At 39.9% G+C, this 17,326-nt stretch carries 13 protein-coding genes and 3 pseudogenes; 6 read left to right on the plus strand and 10 right to left on the minus strand.

The annotated features are described in order from the left end of the window. Positions 1-636 precede the first annotated feature (636 nt). The 5 genes from H6A61_RS13440 (at position 637) to H6A61_RS13460 (ending at position 6,153) form a co-directional block, all read left to right on the plus strand. Positions 637-1,923, plus strand: a complete 1,287-nt coding sequence (locus H6A61_RS13440) for a phospholipase D-like domain-containing protein (RefSeq protein WP_204394346.1) — start codon at positions 637-639, stop codon at positions 1,921-1,923. A gap of 121 nt (positions 1,924-2,044) precedes the next feature. Continuing rightward, positions 2,045-2,998 (plus strand): methylenetetrahydrofolate reductase [NAD(P)H], encoded by a 954-nt coding sequence (gene metF / locus H6A61_RS13445; protein ID WP_154044956.1) that lies wholly within the window; start codon positions 2,045-2,047, stop codon positions 2,996-2,998. Between the two features lie 10 nt (positions 2,999-3,008). Further along, on the plus strand, positions 3,009-4,163 hold the full coding sequence (locus H6A61_RS13450) for an ATP-binding protein (protein WP_204394347.1): 1,155 nt from the start codon (positions 3,009-3,011) through the stop codon (positions 4,161-4,163). A gap of 48 nt (positions 4,164-4,211) precedes the next feature. Further along, on the plus strand, positions 4,212-5,603 hold the full coding sequence (locus H6A61_RS13455) for a PSP1 domain-containing protein (protein ID WP_154044958.1): 1,392 nt from the start codon (positions 4,212-4,214) through the stop codon (positions 5,601-5,603). A 97-nt stretch (positions 5,604-5,700) separates the two neighbouring features. Further along, the gene (locus H6A61_RS13460; RefSeq protein ID WP_204394348.1) at positions 5,701-6,153 is read left to right on the plus strand and encodes a gliding motility lipoprotein GldH; all 453 of its coding nucleotides are present in this window, start codon (positions 5,701-5,703) and stop codon (positions 6,151-6,153) included. A 5-nt stretch (positions 6,154-6,158) separates the two neighbouring features. On the opposite strand, the gene rodA is transcribed toward H6A61_RS13460, so the two are convergent. The 8 genes and pseudogenes from rodA to H6A61_RS13500 form a co-directional block, all read right to left on the minus strand. Next, complete coding sequence (gene rodA / locus H6A61_RS13465) at positions 6,159-7,625, minus strand: rod shape-determining protein RodA (protein WP_204394349.1); 1,467 nt, start codon at positions 7,623-7,625, stop codon at positions 6,159-6,161. Next, a complete protein-coding gene (mrdA, locus tag H6A61_RS13470) occupies positions 7,606-9,456 on the minus strand; it encodes a penicillin-binding protein 2 (protein WP_204394351.1) in 1,851 nt (616 codons plus the stop codon). Before mrdA ends, rodA begins: the two co-directional genes overlap by 20 nt. Then, complete coding sequence (locus tag H6A61_RS13475; protein ID WP_154044962.1) at positions 9,456-9,959, minus strand: rod shape-determining protein MreD; 504 nt, start codon at positions 9,957-9,959, stop codon at positions 9,456-9,458. Before H6A61_RS13475 ends, mrdA begins: the two co-directional genes overlap by 1 nt. Positions 9,960-9,961: 2 nt before the next feature. Further along, positions 9,962-10,861: a rod shape-determining protein MreC gene (gene mreC, locus H6A61_RS13480; protein WP_154044963.1), complete on the minus strand. Its 900-nt coding sequence runs from the start codon at positions 10,859-10,861 to the stop codon at positions 9,962-9,964. A gap of 42 nt (positions 10,862-10,903) precedes the next feature. After that, positions 10,904-11,926 (minus strand): rod shape-determining protein, encoded by a 1,023-nt coding sequence (locus H6A61_RS13485; protein ID WP_204394353.1) that lies wholly within the window; start codon positions 11,924-11,926, stop codon positions 10,904-10,906. A 108-nt stretch (positions 11,927-12,034) separates the two neighbouring features. Continuing rightward, positions 12,035-12,619, minus strand: a pseudogene (locus H6A61_RS13490) (IMP cyclohydrolase); the annotation flags it as partial. Positions 12,620-12,730: 111 nt separating this feature from the next. Then, positions 12,731-13,252 (minus strand): TlpA family protein disulfide reductase, encoded by a 522-nt coding sequence (locus tag H6A61_RS13495; RefSeq protein ID WP_204394357.1) that lies wholly within the window; start codon positions 13,250-13,252, stop codon positions 12,731-12,733. A gap of 71 nt (positions 13,253-13,323) precedes the next feature. Continuing rightward, positions 13,324-14,439: pseudogene (locus H6A61_RS13500) on the minus strand (AAA family ATPase); the annotation flags it as partial. 142 nt (positions 14,440-14,581) lie between these two features. On the opposite strand from H6A61_RS13500, the gene H6A61_RS13505 reads away from it, so the two are divergent. Beyond that, the gene (locus tag H6A61_RS13505) at positions 14,582-15,583 is read left to right on the plus strand and encodes a hypothetical protein (protein ID WP_204394361.1); all 1,002 of its coding nucleotides are present in this window, start codon (positions 14,582-14,584) and stop codon (positions 15,581-15,583) included. 106 nt (positions 15,584-15,689) lie between these two features. Here H6A61_RS13505 and H6A61_RS13510 read toward each other — a convergent pair whose 3' ends face one another. Continuing rightward, a complete protein-coding gene (locus tag H6A61_RS13510; protein WP_204394362.1) occupies positions 15,690-16,649 on the minus strand; it encodes a DUF5106 domain-containing protein in 960 nt (319 codons plus the stop codon). A gap of 87 nt (positions 16,650-16,736) precedes the next feature. Beyond that, positions 16,737-17,326, minus strand: a pseudogene (locus tag H6A61_RS13515) (hypothetical protein); the annotation flags it as partial.

The raw sequence follows: 17,326 nt of genomic DNA on the forward strand, positions 1-17,326 counted from the left end.
CAGCTTCAGCATGTCAACTTAACCGCTCTCCCTCTCGAAAGCGGATGCAAAGGTACAGACTTTTTTCATTCCTGCAATAGTTTAAACGACTTTTTTTCAAAAAAAATATTACTTTTGACGTAATGTTCTGTAAATCAAAATAAAAGACGTAAGAAATAATTAATCGGCTTTAAAAGCTACATTAATTGGTGAGTTATATATACATATTTATATATTAATATTGGAATTTTTCAGGTTCAAATTCATAGTTGGCAAGGTTTCTAAACTTTGCAACAAATGAAAATATTGATATCACCCTATTGGAAATACAAAAACGACAGACTTCATAACAAAAAAGAGGACTATAAATACAGACATATAAAACAAGGTCTCTATATCCTCATAATGTAACTTTCAAAGCGTGCGCACATTCCACTTTAAGCGTGCGCCCATTCAATCCTAAACGTGCGCACGTTTCAGGTAAAATGTGCGCACGTTTTTTATGTGGGACAAAAAAGGATAATATTGAATAATACCAACAAGAAAAAATATGCTCATATGTAATATTTTTTAGTCAAAAAACAAGTGAACAGACTTTACTGTTTTGTTATATAATACATAATACTTACTTTTGTGCATTTTTTAGATTGATTTAATATGGCATCCAGATATTTTAATATTCTCATTTTAATTATTATCTGTTGTATATCCAACAATAATGCTTATTGTCAATCTTGCGAGAATGAAGAAGAACATGACGAATATATTCCATCCGATTCTATTTTTGCAAGATATCTACACGGGAGAAACATCCCAATTTACAACAATAACGAAATAGAATTATTACCAAACGGAAGAATAAAATTCGAGAGTCTGTTTGAAGCTATCAGACACGCAAAAAAACACATACACCTGGAATATTTCAATTTCCGAAGCGACTCTATTGCAAAAGAAATATTCACACTTCTGGCAGAAAAAGCTCAGGAAGGAGTAAAAGTAAGGGCTATGTTTGACGATTTCGGCAACCTGTCAAACAACAGGCCACTACGTAAGGAACATCTTAAGATGTTGAATGACAGAGGTATAGAAATCATAAGATTTGACCCGATGAAATTCCCTTACATCAACCACGCATTCAGTAGAGATCATCAGAAAATAGTAATAATAGACGGCAAGACAGGTTATACCGGCGGAATGAACATCGCCGACTATTACATAAACGGGCTGCCGGAAATAGGAGCATGGAGGGATATGCACTTGTGCCTGGAAGGTCCTGCCGTAAGCGGACTGCAAAAGGCTTTTCTATATGTATGGAACAAGGAGACCAAACAGAATATAGGTGGAGATACATACTTTCCATATGGAGAAGACAGCACATACACACCCGAACAGTTGGGAAAACAAGTCGCTATAGTACAAAGAGTCCCACACAAATCGCCCGACGCAGTAAGAAGGGCTTATATCGAAGCAATGGATGCGGCAGAACACCACATCCGTATTGTCACACCATATTTTACACCGACTAGAAGTGTAAGGAAAGCAATATACAGAGCATTAAAAAGAGGGATAAGAGTAGAAATAATGCTCTCAGAAAAATGTGATATCTCATTTACGCCTGACGGGGGTTTCTATTATGCCAACAAATTCAGAAAGGCAGGAGCACATATATACCTTTATAAGGGCGGATTTCACCATACTAAAGTAATGACTGTTGATGACAGGTTCTGCACTGTTGGAAGTACTAACCTGAACAGCAGAAGTCTGAAATACGACTACGAAATAAACGCTTTCATTTTCGACCTGCAAACCACGTGGGAACTGGACGAGATATACAAGAACGACAAGACAAAAAGTGAAATCATGACAAAAGAATATTACAGGAAAAGAGGCGCGTGGAGAAATTTTGTAGGATGGTTTGCCCACCTGTTAACGCCTGTAATTTAAGCGGTAATCATTATTATATAGAAAGGATATTATCAAAATTAGAACATTGATTAAGGTTATGTCCGTTTTTTTTCATAAATTTGTCTCCATTGTAAACAATACATACAAATATAAGAAAAAAATGAGCGTAATAGACCTGATTAATGCTGAAAAAAGTACAGCTTTCTCGTTCGAAATTCTTCCACCACTCAAAGGTACGGGCATCGACAGACTGCTGTCTGACATAGAGACTTTGTTGCCATATAACCCCAAGTATATCAACATTACTACACATCGCAGCGAATATGTGTATATGCCTGAACCTAACGGGATGTTCTGCAGGAAACTGACAAGAAGACGTCCAGGTACGGTTGCAGTGGCTGCTGCCATAAAGGCAAAATACGGAGTGACTGTGGTTCCGCATATGTTATGCAGCGGATATACTCCTGAGGAAACAGAATATACACTTATCGACCTTCAATTTCTGGGTATAACAGACCTCCTTGTCCTGAGAGGCGACAAAGCACCTCATCAAAAGAGCTTTACACCGGAAAACGGCGGACACGCTCATGCCATAGACCTGCAACTGCAAATTAACAAATACAATCAGGGAATATTCTTCGACGGAACAGAAATGGACAAACTTCCACCACAGTTCTGTTATGGTGTGGCATGCTATCCTGAAAAGCATGAGGAATCGCCTAATGCGGAAAGAGACCTGTACTGGCTACAAAAGAAAGTTGAAGCTGGGGCACAATATGCCGTGACACAGATGTTCTTTGACAACAACAAGTATTTCGACTTTGTAGAAAAAGCAAGAAATGCAGGAATAAATGTTCCGATAATTCCGGGAATAAAACCTCTGAAGAAACTTACACAATTAAACGTACTACCGAGAACATTCAAAATAGACTTGCCTGAAGAACTTGCTGCAGAAGTCAGAAAATGTAAATCGGATCAGGACGTAGCAGCACTGGGATGTGAATGGACAATAAAACAATGTAAGGAACTCATGGAACACGGAGTGCCTAGCATACATTTCTACTCGGTAGGCGCTGTGGATTCAATAGCAAAAATAGCAAAAGAAATATACTGATAAACTAAAAATGAACAGCATATATACTAAAAAAACGGAAGGTTTTGACGCAGTAATAGGTCAAGAGGAAGCTGTCCGCATGGTAACACAGACAATACATGCGGGACGACTGCCACACGCCATTATGGTGTGCGGACCATTGGGATGCGGGAAACTGGCTTTCGCCATGGCACTAGCCAAATATGTATGCTGTACGAACCCGACATCTGATAATTCTTGCGGAGAATGTATGTCATGCAGAATGGCCGAAAAGCTGGAACATCCTGACATACATTATGTATTTCCGGTTATCAGAAAAAAAGAAGGATCGTCCATCGTATCCGATGACTGGATTTCGGAATGGCGACAAAGACTAAAACGTTCGCCATATTTCACACTTGCAGACTGGTGTTCAGATATGGGAGATCCAAACAAACAGCCTCTCATTTACACTTCTGAGAGCAACGAAATCCAAAGAAAGCTGTCATTAAAATCCGCAATGGGAGGATATAAGGTAGCAATTATATGGCTACCGGAAAAGATGAATGCGGAATGTGCGAACAAACTGCTGAAATTGGTAGAAGAGCCACCTGAGAAAACACTTTTCATAATGGTGAGCGAGGAACCGGAAAATGTATTGCCTACACTGGCCGGAAGAACACAAAGAATAAATCTTGTTCCTATCGCACAGGATATATTGGCACAATATCTGATTTCTAAATTAGGACTTACCGAGGCCGATGCGAACGATATTGCAAGACTATCAGAAGGAAGTGTACTCCAAGCCATGCAGAACATAAGTCTCAGTGACGAGGAAAAGGCTTGTTTCGACAGTTTTACCACACTGATGAGACAAGCGTGGAGACGAGACATAAGATCACTAAAAGACTGGAGCGAGCAAATGGCCTCGCGAGGTAGGGAAAGACATAAAATATTCCTGAGATATGCAGCCAGAATGAACAGAGAAAACTTCATGGCCAATTTCAAGAAACCTGACTTGAACTATATGAACCATGAAGAAGCCGCATTTGCAGTAAGGTTTGCGCCATTCATTAACGAAAGAAACGTAAATGGTATAGAAGACCTGATAGAAGAAGCAATAGTCCATATAGAACAAAACGTAAATCCCAAAATGGTGTTCTTCGATCTGGCTGTTCGAATGATAGTATTGATAAAAAACAGATAACGAATTACGGACATATAAATATGCTCCGAACTAAATATAATAATAATCATGAATAACGAATATAAACTTAAAAACGGTAGCGGCTGTCTGGCGTGTAGCGGATGCGGACGTCAGGACAACAAGCTGAATACATACGACTGGATGGCTGACATCCCCGGCAATTCCGATGAACAGGACATGGTGGAGGTTCAGTTTAAAAATACGCGCAAAGGATATTACAAGAACAGCAACAAACTGCCACTTGCAAAAGGCGACATCGTAGCTGTAGAAGCAAGTCCTGGACATGATATAGGTACCGTAACATTAACAGGCCGCCTGGTTCCGCTACAGATGAAAAAAGCGAACATACGTCCTGACGCAGAAATAAAAAGAGTATATCGCAAGGCAAAACCGGTGGACATGGAAAAATACGAGGAGGCAAAATCCCGTGAACACCAGACTATGATACGCTCAAGAAAGATAGCAGAAGATCTTGGTTTGAAAATGAAAATAGGCGATGTGGAATATCAGGGCGATGGAAACAAAGCTATTTTCTATTATATAGCCGACGAAAGAGTCGATTTCAGACAGCTTATTAAAGTGCTGGCGGAAGCTTTCAAGGTGCGTATAGAAATGAAACAGATCGGTGCGCGTCAGGAGGCAGGAAGAATAGGCGGTATAGGTCCTTGCGGAAGAGAATTATGTTGCGCCACATGGATGACAAGCTTTATCTCAGTATCAACAAGTGCCGCACGCTATCAGGACATTTCATTAAACCCGCAAAAACTTGCCGGACAGTGTGCCAAACTCAAATGTTGCCTTAACTACGAAGTTGACGCTTATGTGGAATGTCAGAAACGACTGCCAAGCAAGGAAATCGAGCTCGAGACATCAGACTCGACATATTATTATTTCAAAGCCGATATTTTGTCAGGAAACATTACATACAGTACAGACAAGAGTTTCCTTGCAAACGAATGCACCATAAGTGCACGAAGAGCTTTCGAGGTTATAAATATGAATAAGAGAGGAGAAAAACCTGAAAAGCTTGACAGCAGTGAGGTAGCCAAAGAAGACCGCAAGACAAAAGATCTTCTGGAACAAGAGAGCCTTACAAGATTTGACAAGAACAAAACGTCCAAAAACAAAAAGAAGAAAAACAAGAACAACCAGACACCACAACAGGCAACAACAGAACAGCCTAATACAATAAAACAAGATAATAATAAAGCTGTAAAACCACAGCAGCAGAAGCCGCAGCAGGAACAGCCCAAACCCAAGGAAGCGGCAGAACAACCTAAACAAATAGAAAATAAGGGTAAAAACCAGAAAAACAGACACAAGGGAAACAACCCTAACAAACGTCAGCAGAACCCTAACAACCCTGGCGAACAAGCCCCAAAAACAAATGCACCACGCCAACCGGAAGTTAAGGTAAACGAAAAGAATTTGCCTCAATAATATTAAAGCAAATGATATAGACACGCAGGCTGATACAGCCTGTGTGTTTTATATTTACATAAAGAAGTCCCCAATTACTATAGTCTGATAGAAAAAGATGAATAAGAAAATATATTATGCAATCGCGATGACAATGTGCTGCATAATCATCTCATGCACAACCGGAACTGTTTATCACCATTATATTCCCATCGAAAACAAATGGATGAAGGCAGATACATTTTTTTTCGCTATGCCTGACAGTATGGAAACCGGTGTGTATAAAACGAAAATAGGAGTCAGACATACAGTTACCTACAAATACAAAGACCTGTGGATTTCAATAGGAAACAATGAAAACAGCAAAACCGATACAGTACACCTGGAACTAGCCAACAAACGTGGAAACTGGAACAGCAACGGAACCGCAAGCGGATACTACCAATATGAAACCCAAGGACCTGACATTTATCATAAACAAGGGCAGGATTCAATAATAAAAATATGGCATATAATGAAAGATGCCAGCATTGAAAACATAACTGATGTAGGTATCAAGATATATCAATAACAGGATTACACATTTGTATTACCGTATCTTGAAGCATCTATACGCAAAAACACAAACAACAGGATAGTAAATCCCCAAAGAGAAGAACCGCCATAACTGAAGAACGGCAAAGGAATACCTATGACAGGAGTAAGCCCCAACACCATACCTACATTTATAAACAGATGGAAAAAGAAAATACTCATCACACTGTATCCGTAAACCCTTGCAAAACGTGTAGGTTGCCGTTCAGCCAGAACCATCAAACGCAAAATCAATATCAGATACAAAATCAGTACGGCAGACGAGCCAATAAAGCCTTGCTCCTCTCCCACCGTACAGAATATAAAGTCTGTATCCTGTTCTGGCACATATTTTAATTTTGTCTGTGTTCCATTTAAAAATCCCTTTCCCAGAATTCCTCCCGAACCGATAGCAATCTTACTCTGGTTTACATTATAACCCGCTCCCGAAGGGTCATCCTTCATTCCAAGCAAGACCTCTATTCTTACCTTCTGATGAGGTTCCAGAACATTGGCAAACACATAGTCAATAGAAAACAAAAAGGCTACCGACCCGATCACAAAGAATGAGATGTAAAGATAACTATATATTCTCTCGCGCAAAAAAGTCACAATGAGAGTCACAAAAAGGACTACCATCATACCTAAGAGCATATATACCAGATTGAAAGGAATGACATAAAAAGAGAACAATATTCCCAAAACTATGGCAGATAAACCCACTACTAAGATAATGTAAGATAATTTTCTGCCAGCCTTACAATATACCCATATCAGTCCTGACGTAAGAATTATTATAAGAGCAAGAACGGCAAACTCTCCCCATGGTGTAACTCCATCAGCCATTGGCAACACCGAAAACCTTATTCCGACTATAAAATACACAACGGCACAAACACCTGTAAACAATATCGCGCCAGGCATACCTTCACGATACAACATCAGAAAGAAAGATAGATAGACCAATGCTGAACCGGTTTCTTTCTGCATTATTATAAGGAACATAGGCAGCAGGATTATGGCAAGAGTAACCATAAGATGCCTTCTGTTTGACAATGAATATGTATATTCGCCCATGAACTTTGCCAGTGCCAACGCTGTACCGAACTTGGCGAACTCGGCAGGCTGAATGCTCACATGCCCCAATACAATCCAAGATTTTGATCCCTTTATCTCATTCGGATTAAAGATGGTGGCAAAAAGCAACAAAAGCAATATACCGAAAATTAAATAGGCATAAGTATCGAAGAATCTATGATCCAAAGCCAATATGGCAGATGCCAGTCCCAACGAACAAGCTATCCAGACAAGCTGCTTTCCGGAACGGAGTCCGAAATCGAAAAAGTTAGGATCGCCATAATCATAACTGGCTCCGCAAATACTGAACCATCCGCATATCACCAGCAGAAGATACAAAAGTACAGTCCACCAGTCAACATTCTTAAATATACTATCTTTCCTGTATGCCATAATTAATCCTTCGTTTCTGAATTTCATCAGCCTGCAGCTGACTTTGTGGAGAAAGCTCACCTTTCAGGTACTGCTCCAACATAAGTTTCCCGATTGGTACGCCGTAAACAGCTCCAAAGCCGCCATTTTCCACATATACGGCTATCGCTATCTTAGGATTATTCATAGGGGCAAATCCCATAAATGCTGAATGGTCTCTACCCTTATTCTGAGCTGTACCGGTCTTTCCGCAAACTTCTATATCAGGCAGATTCGCACCTCTACAAGTACCTCCCAAAACAGCGGCACGCATGCCTTGCACCACTTCATCATAATGCGAACGCTCAACTTTTGTAAAATGTTTATCCGTATATTTTTTATCAAGCGACTCTCCCTCAATTTCCTTTACCACGTGTGGAGTTATATAATATCCTCTGTTTGCAATAGTAGCTCCCAGATTTGCTATTTGAAGCGGCGTAAGTGTCACCTCACCCTGTCCTATGGAAATACTTATGATAGTCAATCCGTTCCATGATCCGCGATAAGCCTTATCGTAGAATGCTGCATTAGGAATCATACCTCGCATTTCGCCAGGCAAGTCTATACCGAGAGGATATCCAAAACCCATTGATACCATATAGTCACGCCATGTATTCATGGCATTCTGTACGGAACCATACTTACTGCGGGCACCTATCATATAATATAATCCCCAACAGAAATACGCATTACAAGATGTTGCCAAGGCAGGTATTACCGATAAAGGCGAACCGTGTGAGTGACATCCCACATGCAGACCTCTGAAATTGAAACCATGCGAACAAGGATACTGTGTTTCAGTATTTATAATTCCTTCCTGGAGGAATGTCAATGCCTGCGAAGTCTTGAATGTAGAACCCGGAGGATATGTTCCCATAATGGCACGGTTGAGCAACGGTTTCCAAGGATCTTTAGACAATTTCAAATGGTTTTCTCCTCTAAACCTTCCTGCCATTAAGTGTGGGTTATATGATGGAGATGAAACCAGACACAGCACTTCTCCGGTGGATGGTTCGATAGCCACTATACTTCCTATCTTTCCCTCCAAAAGCCTTTCGCCAAGAGCCTGCAACTCTATATCCAGACTTAACTTGAGATTTTTTCCTGCCACAGGAGCTTTGTCAAAACTGCCATTCATGTAATTGCCCTGTATTCTTCCATGAGCATCACGAAGCAAAATCTCCACACCCTTTTCTCCCCTCAACTGGGTTTCATACGAGCGTTCTACTCCTAACTTTCCGATAAAATCACCACGCTTGTAATAAGGATCATCTTCTATCTCACCTTTCGAAACTTCGGCTATATCACCAAGTATATGCGCGCCGCAATCATATCCATACTGCCTTACAGTTCTGGCCTGAATATAAAAACCAGGGAAGTTAAACAGCTTCTCACGAAAAACCGCACAATCCTCGGAAGAAAGCTGTGTAAGCAACACCTGATGGGTGTATCTTGAATATCCCGGATTCAAACGCCTGTCTCTGATATCCTTAAAACGCTTTACAAGGAAATCCTTGGAAACTCCCAATGATGTGGCAAGCTCCAAAGTGTCAAACTTCTCAACCTCCTTCATTACCACAGTAATGTCATATGCAGGCTGGTTAAAGACCAGCAAACGTCCCTGTCTGTCGTAAATCAAGCCACGTGGAGGATATTTCACACGCTGCAGAAGAGCATTACTGTCAGCATTGCGTTTATAGTCGTCACTCATTATCTGAAGAGTGAACAAGCGTATAATGAAAACAAGGACAATAAGAGTAACTACACCTCCGATAGTATATTTCCTTTTCTCCAGTTGGTAATCCCGTTTCACTATTTTTTCCTCCCTACTAATTCAATTATCATTATCAATGCCACAGTAACAGCCGTATCAGCCAATGTTGCGATAACTATATCCGATATTTTGGCTACAGAAAAAGCATCCACAACATTCAATACGGCAGAGTGCAACAACACAGAAGGAAATACATATCTTAAATAAGGAGCCAAACGCATAGACTTTATTCCGGGAACAAACGAATCCGAACTGTCACGCGAAGTCTGCCATCTGAGCAATGACGGTCTAGCCATTGCAAGCCACAATGAGGCTGTAGCATTGAGTCCCGGAGTATTGCCGAACATATCGACACACAATCCTATAAGAAACGAATAAAACAATAAAGATTTTCTTCCGGTATCAGATGGAAGTTTCAGAATAAACACTACATAAAGTAAAGGTACAGCATAACGAGACACCTGTACCTGACTTATTATCACTCCCTGTATCAAAACAAGGATGACAAACCATTTTATCTTATCTACCCATGCAGCAGTCATATTCAGTATTTTATATCTTTTTCCAGTTCCGATAATTCTTCACGCGGGGGCAGAGCCATAACATACACATCATTAAGTCTGCCAAAATCCGTAAACAGACGTATTCCTAAAGTCAATGACATTTCGTCATCACTCTCATCTTTCGAAGTTACTGTGCCGACAGGTATTCCTTCAATAAAGACAGTGCTATGACCACTTGTCACCACAGTATCACCTATTTCGTATTCAGCATGTCGAGGAACATCTGTCATAAAAGCCATAAGAGGGTCCCCTCCCTCCCATTTCAAGAAGCCGAAATAATCTGTACGCGCGATCTTACAACTGATGCTGCTTCCCGAATTTATAACAGGCAGTACCAGAGAATAGTTCTTTGACGTACGGCATACAATACCTACAACTCCCATTCCACTGATAACCCCCATTCCGGTACGCACCCCACTGGATTCCCCCTTGTCGATAGCCAAGTAATTGTCAAGGCGTCTGACACTGACGTTTACCACTCTTGCAGGACAAACCACAAACGACTGATCCATCATCGTAGGCGGTTGCTTTATTACAACTACAGACGAGTCTGTTCTTATTACTTCCTGCATACCTTGGATAACTATCAAACTATCCTTGCCCTCATTAGCTTCACCTACCAGTTTCTTATAATATTCCAATTCCTGCATAAGCTGAACATTACGTTCAGTAAGATCACGGTTCATCTTTTCAAGACCGAAATAACGTGTCACCTCAGCAGCGACCTTAGTGACAGAAGCCGTCACTTCGGACGCAGAGGTAAACCATACACTCCCTTGAAAACTATTGAACCTGAACAGTAAAATTGCAGCCAACAGTTGGAGCAATATAAACAAAGTCCAATGAGAATATTTTATTAAGAATTCCAGTATATTACGCACAGAATATTATTTAAGCATTCATAAAAGCCAAAACAGAAACTATCAGCGCATCAGGAATGAGAAGCGATCTACATTTTTAAGAGCTATTCCCGTACCCTTTGCTACACTAAGCAACGGATCTTCTGCTACATGGAACTGAATATTTATCTTATCAGTAAGACGCTTTGACAATCCTCTAAGCAAAGCACCGCCTCCTGCAAGATAAATACCGTTGTTTACGATATCAGCATACAATTCAGGAGGAGTATTTTCAAGAGCGCTCAATATAGCAGTTTCAATCTTGGCAATACTCTTTTCAAGACAGTGAGCTATTTCCTGATAACATACAGGCACCTCCATAGGAAGAGCTGTGATACGGTTAGGACCACGGACGATATAATCTTCCGGAGCCTCATCACCAAGATCAGTCAAAGCTGCACCTACGTGTATCTTAATACGCTCAGCCATACGTTCACTGACTTTTACGTTGTGTTGGCGGCTCATATATTCCTGAATATCAGCAGTAAGGTCGTCTCCTGCGATACGGATTGAGTTGTTTGACACGATACCTCCCAATGAAATCACGGCAATTTCTGTTGAACCACCACCTATGTCAACAATCATGTTACCTTCAGGAGCCTCAACATCAAGACCTATACCAATAGCAGCAGCCATAGGTTCGAAAAGCAAATATACATCACGTCCACCGGCATGTTCTGCACTGTCGCGTACGGCACGCAATTCCACTTCAGTAGAACCAGAAGGAACACCGATAACCATTCTCAGAGAAGGAGTGAAAAGTTTTTTTCCCGGGTTAACTTTCTTAATCAGACCACGCATCATCTGTTCGCAGGCATTAAAGTCGGCAATCACACCGTCGCGCAACGGACGTACTGTACGGATATTAGGATTCTCCTTTTCGTACATCAGTTTTGCACGTTCACCCACCGCGATCATCTTCTCGGTACGTCTGTCGAGAGCCACCACTGAAGGTTCGTCAACAACAATCTTATTATTACTTATAATGATGGTATTGGCTGTGCCAAGGTCCATCGCTATTTCTTGTGTAAAAGAGAATAAACCCATCTTTTAGGTCTTTGTTTATTAATACGGCATAAGGATTAGCACATCATAAACATGACATGCTAACCCTTTAATATAAATTAATCTGAAAAATTACTTAGTATTTTCTGCAAAATAAGCATGAATTGCAGTATCGTAATGAGAAGAAACTCCAAAAGCCTCACGTGCCAAAGCTTTTCTTTCATCACGTGTAGTAACAGCACCTCTTTCGTTCAATATATTCTGAAGTGTAGGATACTGTTCCTTGCTTGCAACAATTACCACATCATTGAAATTCTTTGCAGCTGCACGAATAAGTGAAATACCACCTATATCAATCTTTTCTATAATGTCCTGTTCGCTTGCACCAGATGCAACTGTAGCTTCAAATGGATAAAGATCTACAATAACCAAATCTATTTCCGGTATTTCATACTGTTCAACCTGCTTACGGTCACCTTCCAGTTCTCTACGGCAAAGAATACCTCCAAAGATTTTCGGATGAAGAGTTTTCACTCTACCACCTAAAATAGACGGATAAGTAGTAATATCTTCTACCGCCATACATGGATAACCTAATGATTCGATAAACTGACGTGTTCCACCTGTACTTAGAAACTGTACACCTTCTTCATGCAGTTTGGCAATTATTGCGTCCAAACCGTCTTTGTGATAAACCGAAATAAGAGCGGTTTTAATTTTCTTTGACTCTGACATTGCTATGGTATTTTATAATTCGTCTGCAAACTTACACAAAAAATCTTGATTTATAAACGTATTGATTAAAATAAAGACTTTAAAGTATGTATATTATTGATAAATGTCATATCATTCATTAATCAGACTATTTATTTCATATTTCAGAACATCCGATGTCGGCATATCCACATCCGAATGAATATACCTCACCACCATTTCCCTGTCTGATATATAAATTTTCGGAATTCCAAGTGTGGAGAACATTTCATATACAGCCCTGTCTTCCTGAGCAGAATATGGAATTGTAAAACCATTCTCACCCCAGTATTCGGACACATCATCATCACTCTCCTCCCTGCTTACAGCAAAAATCACAACTTTGTCATCCCCCGAATATTCTTCATACACTTTCTGTAAAACAGGCAATTCAGTCTGACAGTCCGGACACAAAGTATGAAAGAAAGTTATCACCGACACCTTTCCCTTAACATCCTCTGTAGAGATTATATTACCGTCATTCATCTCCACCGCGAACTCAGGAAGCACATCTCCAGTTTTCACTTTATCCTCTCCCGAATCTGACGCACTATCCTTAATGCACGAAGTCAGGACAAAAAGTATAAAAACTAATATAAAATTCGGATATTTCATACATCATACACGTTCAATAATCCATTTTTCAATACCCTTTATCTCATTGCTGAAATTCACGCCTATCTTGAAAGAAGAAACCTTGTGAAGCCATCCTCTACCTCCCTGTTTGGGAAGCCCAATTTATACACCCTGAATTCACTGTCATATCCTTTGATGGTCAGATATCCACTCTGATAAAGTATAGGGACAGGATTGGTGTACATCGAATCTATACCACCTAGAGAATCAGAAGAAGCTACTTCTACAGTGAGCTGGTTAAGATTATATCTTGCTGTCTTAAGAAGTTCAACCAAAAAAGTTGGAGTACCGGTTTCAAACCAATAGCTGCCAAACTCACGGCTTTTCATTGCATTAAGTATGCTGAAAGGATTATAGATATCATCACCCTCGCTAGCAAAATGATAACCGTCGTACCACTCCTTAAGACGAATGCAAGCCTCATCATAAGAAATACCGTTCTTTTCGGCAAGTGCCAGGATTCCATCTCGGAAGCCATCATGAAGTTCACATTCGGTTATACCGCAAAGATTGTTATAATCCTGCAACAGCGATATATCATCCAGATTATTAAGGTCGCTGAATACACTTACCTTGCTGAACTTGGTAACACCGGTGAGAAGGGCAAAACGAAGATAACGGTCACAGCTCTTAAGCACACCGTAAAAAGCCTTCAAGGTATTTCTATATTCAGTCATAAGAGCATCGTTTCCTATAGCCTGAAGCATAGGTTTGTCATATTCATCTATAAGCACCACCACATTACGTCCTGTCTTCTCTGCAGCACGCTCTATTACGTATGTAAAACGTTCCTCCGGTGCACGGTTCTTTTTCTCGTCACCATATTTCTGTTCCCATTTTTCCAGATACTGGTTTAGGATACCTTCAAGTGAATACTTATCTTCATACTTTCTCGTATTCAAGTCAAGATGAAACACAGGATACTCCGCCCAGTCTTTCTCAAGTTTTTCCATTGCAAGCCCCTCAAAAAGGTCTTTCCGTCCGCAGAAATAAGACTCCAAAGTAGAAATAAGGAGACTTTTGCCGAAACGGCGTGGACGGCTCAGGAAATAATATTTTCCACTCTTTACAAGCTTATATATCAGTTCAGTCTTGTCAACGTATGCGTATCCACCTTTGCGTATTTCTTCAAAATTCTGGATTCCTATAGGGTAAAGCATGCTCATAACGCTCAATACTTAGTATGGTTCGGGAAAACTTGTCTTTTCTGCAAATTTAGTGATTATCGTCATAGATTACAATAGTTTTTCGTATTTCAAGAAAAATTCGTATCTTTACATTGTATTAATAAAAAAGAAAGGAATTTTTATGGTACTGATAGCAAATCCTATATACGATTCCGTATTCAAATACATGATGGAAGACGAGAGAGTGGCAAAGATTATGCTTTCCGCCCTTCTTCAGAAAGAAATCATAAAGCTTGAAATGCGTCCTCACGAATATACAGGAGTAACACAAAGAAGAATCTCCATGATGAGAATAGACTTTGCAGCCACTATAAGGAACGATGACGGAAGCCATCAACTGATACTTATAGAGTTGCAGAAGACCTGGCTGATTACGGAGACTTTACGTTTCAGACAATATCTTGGGAGTCAGTATATTGACAAGAAAAACATTCCTGACAAGGACGTCAATCCCAAAGGCTATGGGCTACCCATCGTTTCAATCTACATTCTTGGACATAAGCTGGGCGAACTTCAGGAGCCCGTTGTCTATGTAAAGCGTAAATATCTGGACTACAATTCCAATCCGATAGATAAAGGTGTTCCTGACCCTTTCATTGAAAGCCTTACTCACGACAGTATAATCATACAGATACCTTATCTTAAGGGAAAGGTACGTAACAGACTAGAACGTCTCCTTCAGGTTTTCGACCAGAGTTATTGCCTTAAGGATAACGAACATATCATGGAAATAGATGAAAGCGGACTTGAGGTTGAGGAACAGCTTGTTGTGGACCGTCTCATAAAGGCTGCCGTAGCACCCGAAGTGAGAAGGGACATGGATGTGGAAGATGAAATCCTCTCCGAAATTGAGTCTCGCGACACTACCATTATGATGAAAAACAAGGAAATAGAGCTCAAGGATAAGGAGTTGAACCAAAAGTCACAAGAGTTGAACCAAAAGTCACAAGAGTTGAACCAAAAGTCACAAGAGTTGAACCAAAAGTCACAGGAGTTGAGCCAAAAGTCCAATATGATAATAAACATGATAAATCTTTTCAAAAGACAAGGCATGGCAGACGAAGAGATTGCCAAAGAGCTTGATATCAGCATTGAGGAACTTCTTGAACTGAAAAAGAAATAACCATCCACAACAAGACTGCCGCTTCAGCATTTACGATGAATTAACAACATTCTTCAATGCTGAAGCGGCAGTTTTCACACCTGTTTCTGTAAAGTCACATGCCGTTTCATTTAAATATAGCACTACGCACCTCACCGTACATAGCGTCCTTCAGTATCACCTTTTTCTCTCCGTCCAGCAAATAGATAGACGGCATAGCTTTAAGGTCATAAAGAGCCTTTTCTTTTACCTCCATATTGTCGCGTACTACTATCCAACCTTCCGGCATATCACGGAGTGACTTTTTCCAAACATCCACATCACCTTCCGTATATACAGCCAGAACTGTAACTTTTCCATCTGCCACAGCATTTCTCAGAGCTTCATCCATAATCATCTGATTCATTACATCATGACACGAAGGACATTCCGGATCATAGAATACTAACAGCAGTCTGCCACCCTTCACTCCGGTACGCAGCAAAGAGTTCTTTTTTCCATCGGGCAAAACATAATCAAAATCCATTGCCACTGTTCCAGGTGTGTTGCGCCTTATTAAGTCAAGTTTGAATTTCAGTGTACTCTTTCTGGCATCATCCAGCATCTTGCTTTCCAGCATACGTTCCAGATACAAAGCATATAACTCTTCATTATAATAAGGCGAATTAGGGTTATACAGATAGTCGTCCACCATCTGCATACACACCTTACGGGCATGCTCATGCTTCTCCATAGCAGAGCAGAAGTTATCTATCCCGTCCTTTACAAGCTCTTTTGCATTTGTTTTATCTGCCAGCAGCGATATGTTATTTACAAATCCCTGTTCTGTCAGTTCACGATTATTTACTAAAACGGTATCAGCAAAGTTGAATTTGTCCCAATAATGCTGAATCAGATATTTTTTTCTATCTTCCTGTTGCATAAGCATTACAGGGAGAGTGGGAAAAGGAAAGTTTTCTTTATTATTAATAGAGATTTTAATACTATCCTGAGAATAATTTACAGAAATATCTTTATTTCTATTCTTTTGTTCACCTATGCATGAACAATACAGACAAACAAACAATAATAACCAATACTTTATCATTATTAACTGGATTAAACTTTATTGCCCAATATAAAAACATATCAGTAGAAGTCAGCTTTTCCACTCCTACTGATATGTTTTAATTTATTATTCTACAATATCTCTTACACAACGGACTTTACCTTTATATTTTCCTTCAAGCCACCAATTATCACTGTAGTTATTTTCATTAATAATATATGAAGTTTCAAGAATAAGGTTTCCTTCTGTGTATAAGAAACCTGGGCGGACAGGTGAAGTTGCAGAATATTGATCCCTCCTTCCCCATGTTTTTGTTTCCTCAGGGAACAATGAATTTCCATTAAAACTAAATCCTGTATTTGTGAAATATGTTCCACCCCAATCCATTGTATAATTATCAGGATTCTCAGAATTGAGAGTTGTATACAAAAGCATTAATTCCCTTTGATTTGGAGTACGGTAACCTTTAGGACACACTGTTCTACCCTGATAATAATGCCAATCGTGATTATCAGAAGGATATAAAATATTCATATCTACAGTTCCTGATACCCCTCGCAATACAGCAAGTTTTTTATACGGTTTATTTACCTCTCCACCTCTTTCAAAATGTTCAGGCAACTCAGCTCCTATATATGCAGCACCACGCAATGAATTATTATCCATTCTACTAAGATCCAATATATATTCATCAAACCTTTGAGAATTGTTATTAT

Origin of the sequence: Bacteroides caecigallinarum (assembly GCF_016901995.1) — a bacterium.
Taxonomy (GTDB): Bacteria; Bacteroidota; Bacteroidia; order Bacteroidales; family Bacteroidaceae; genus Phocaeicola; species Phocaeicola cellulolyticus.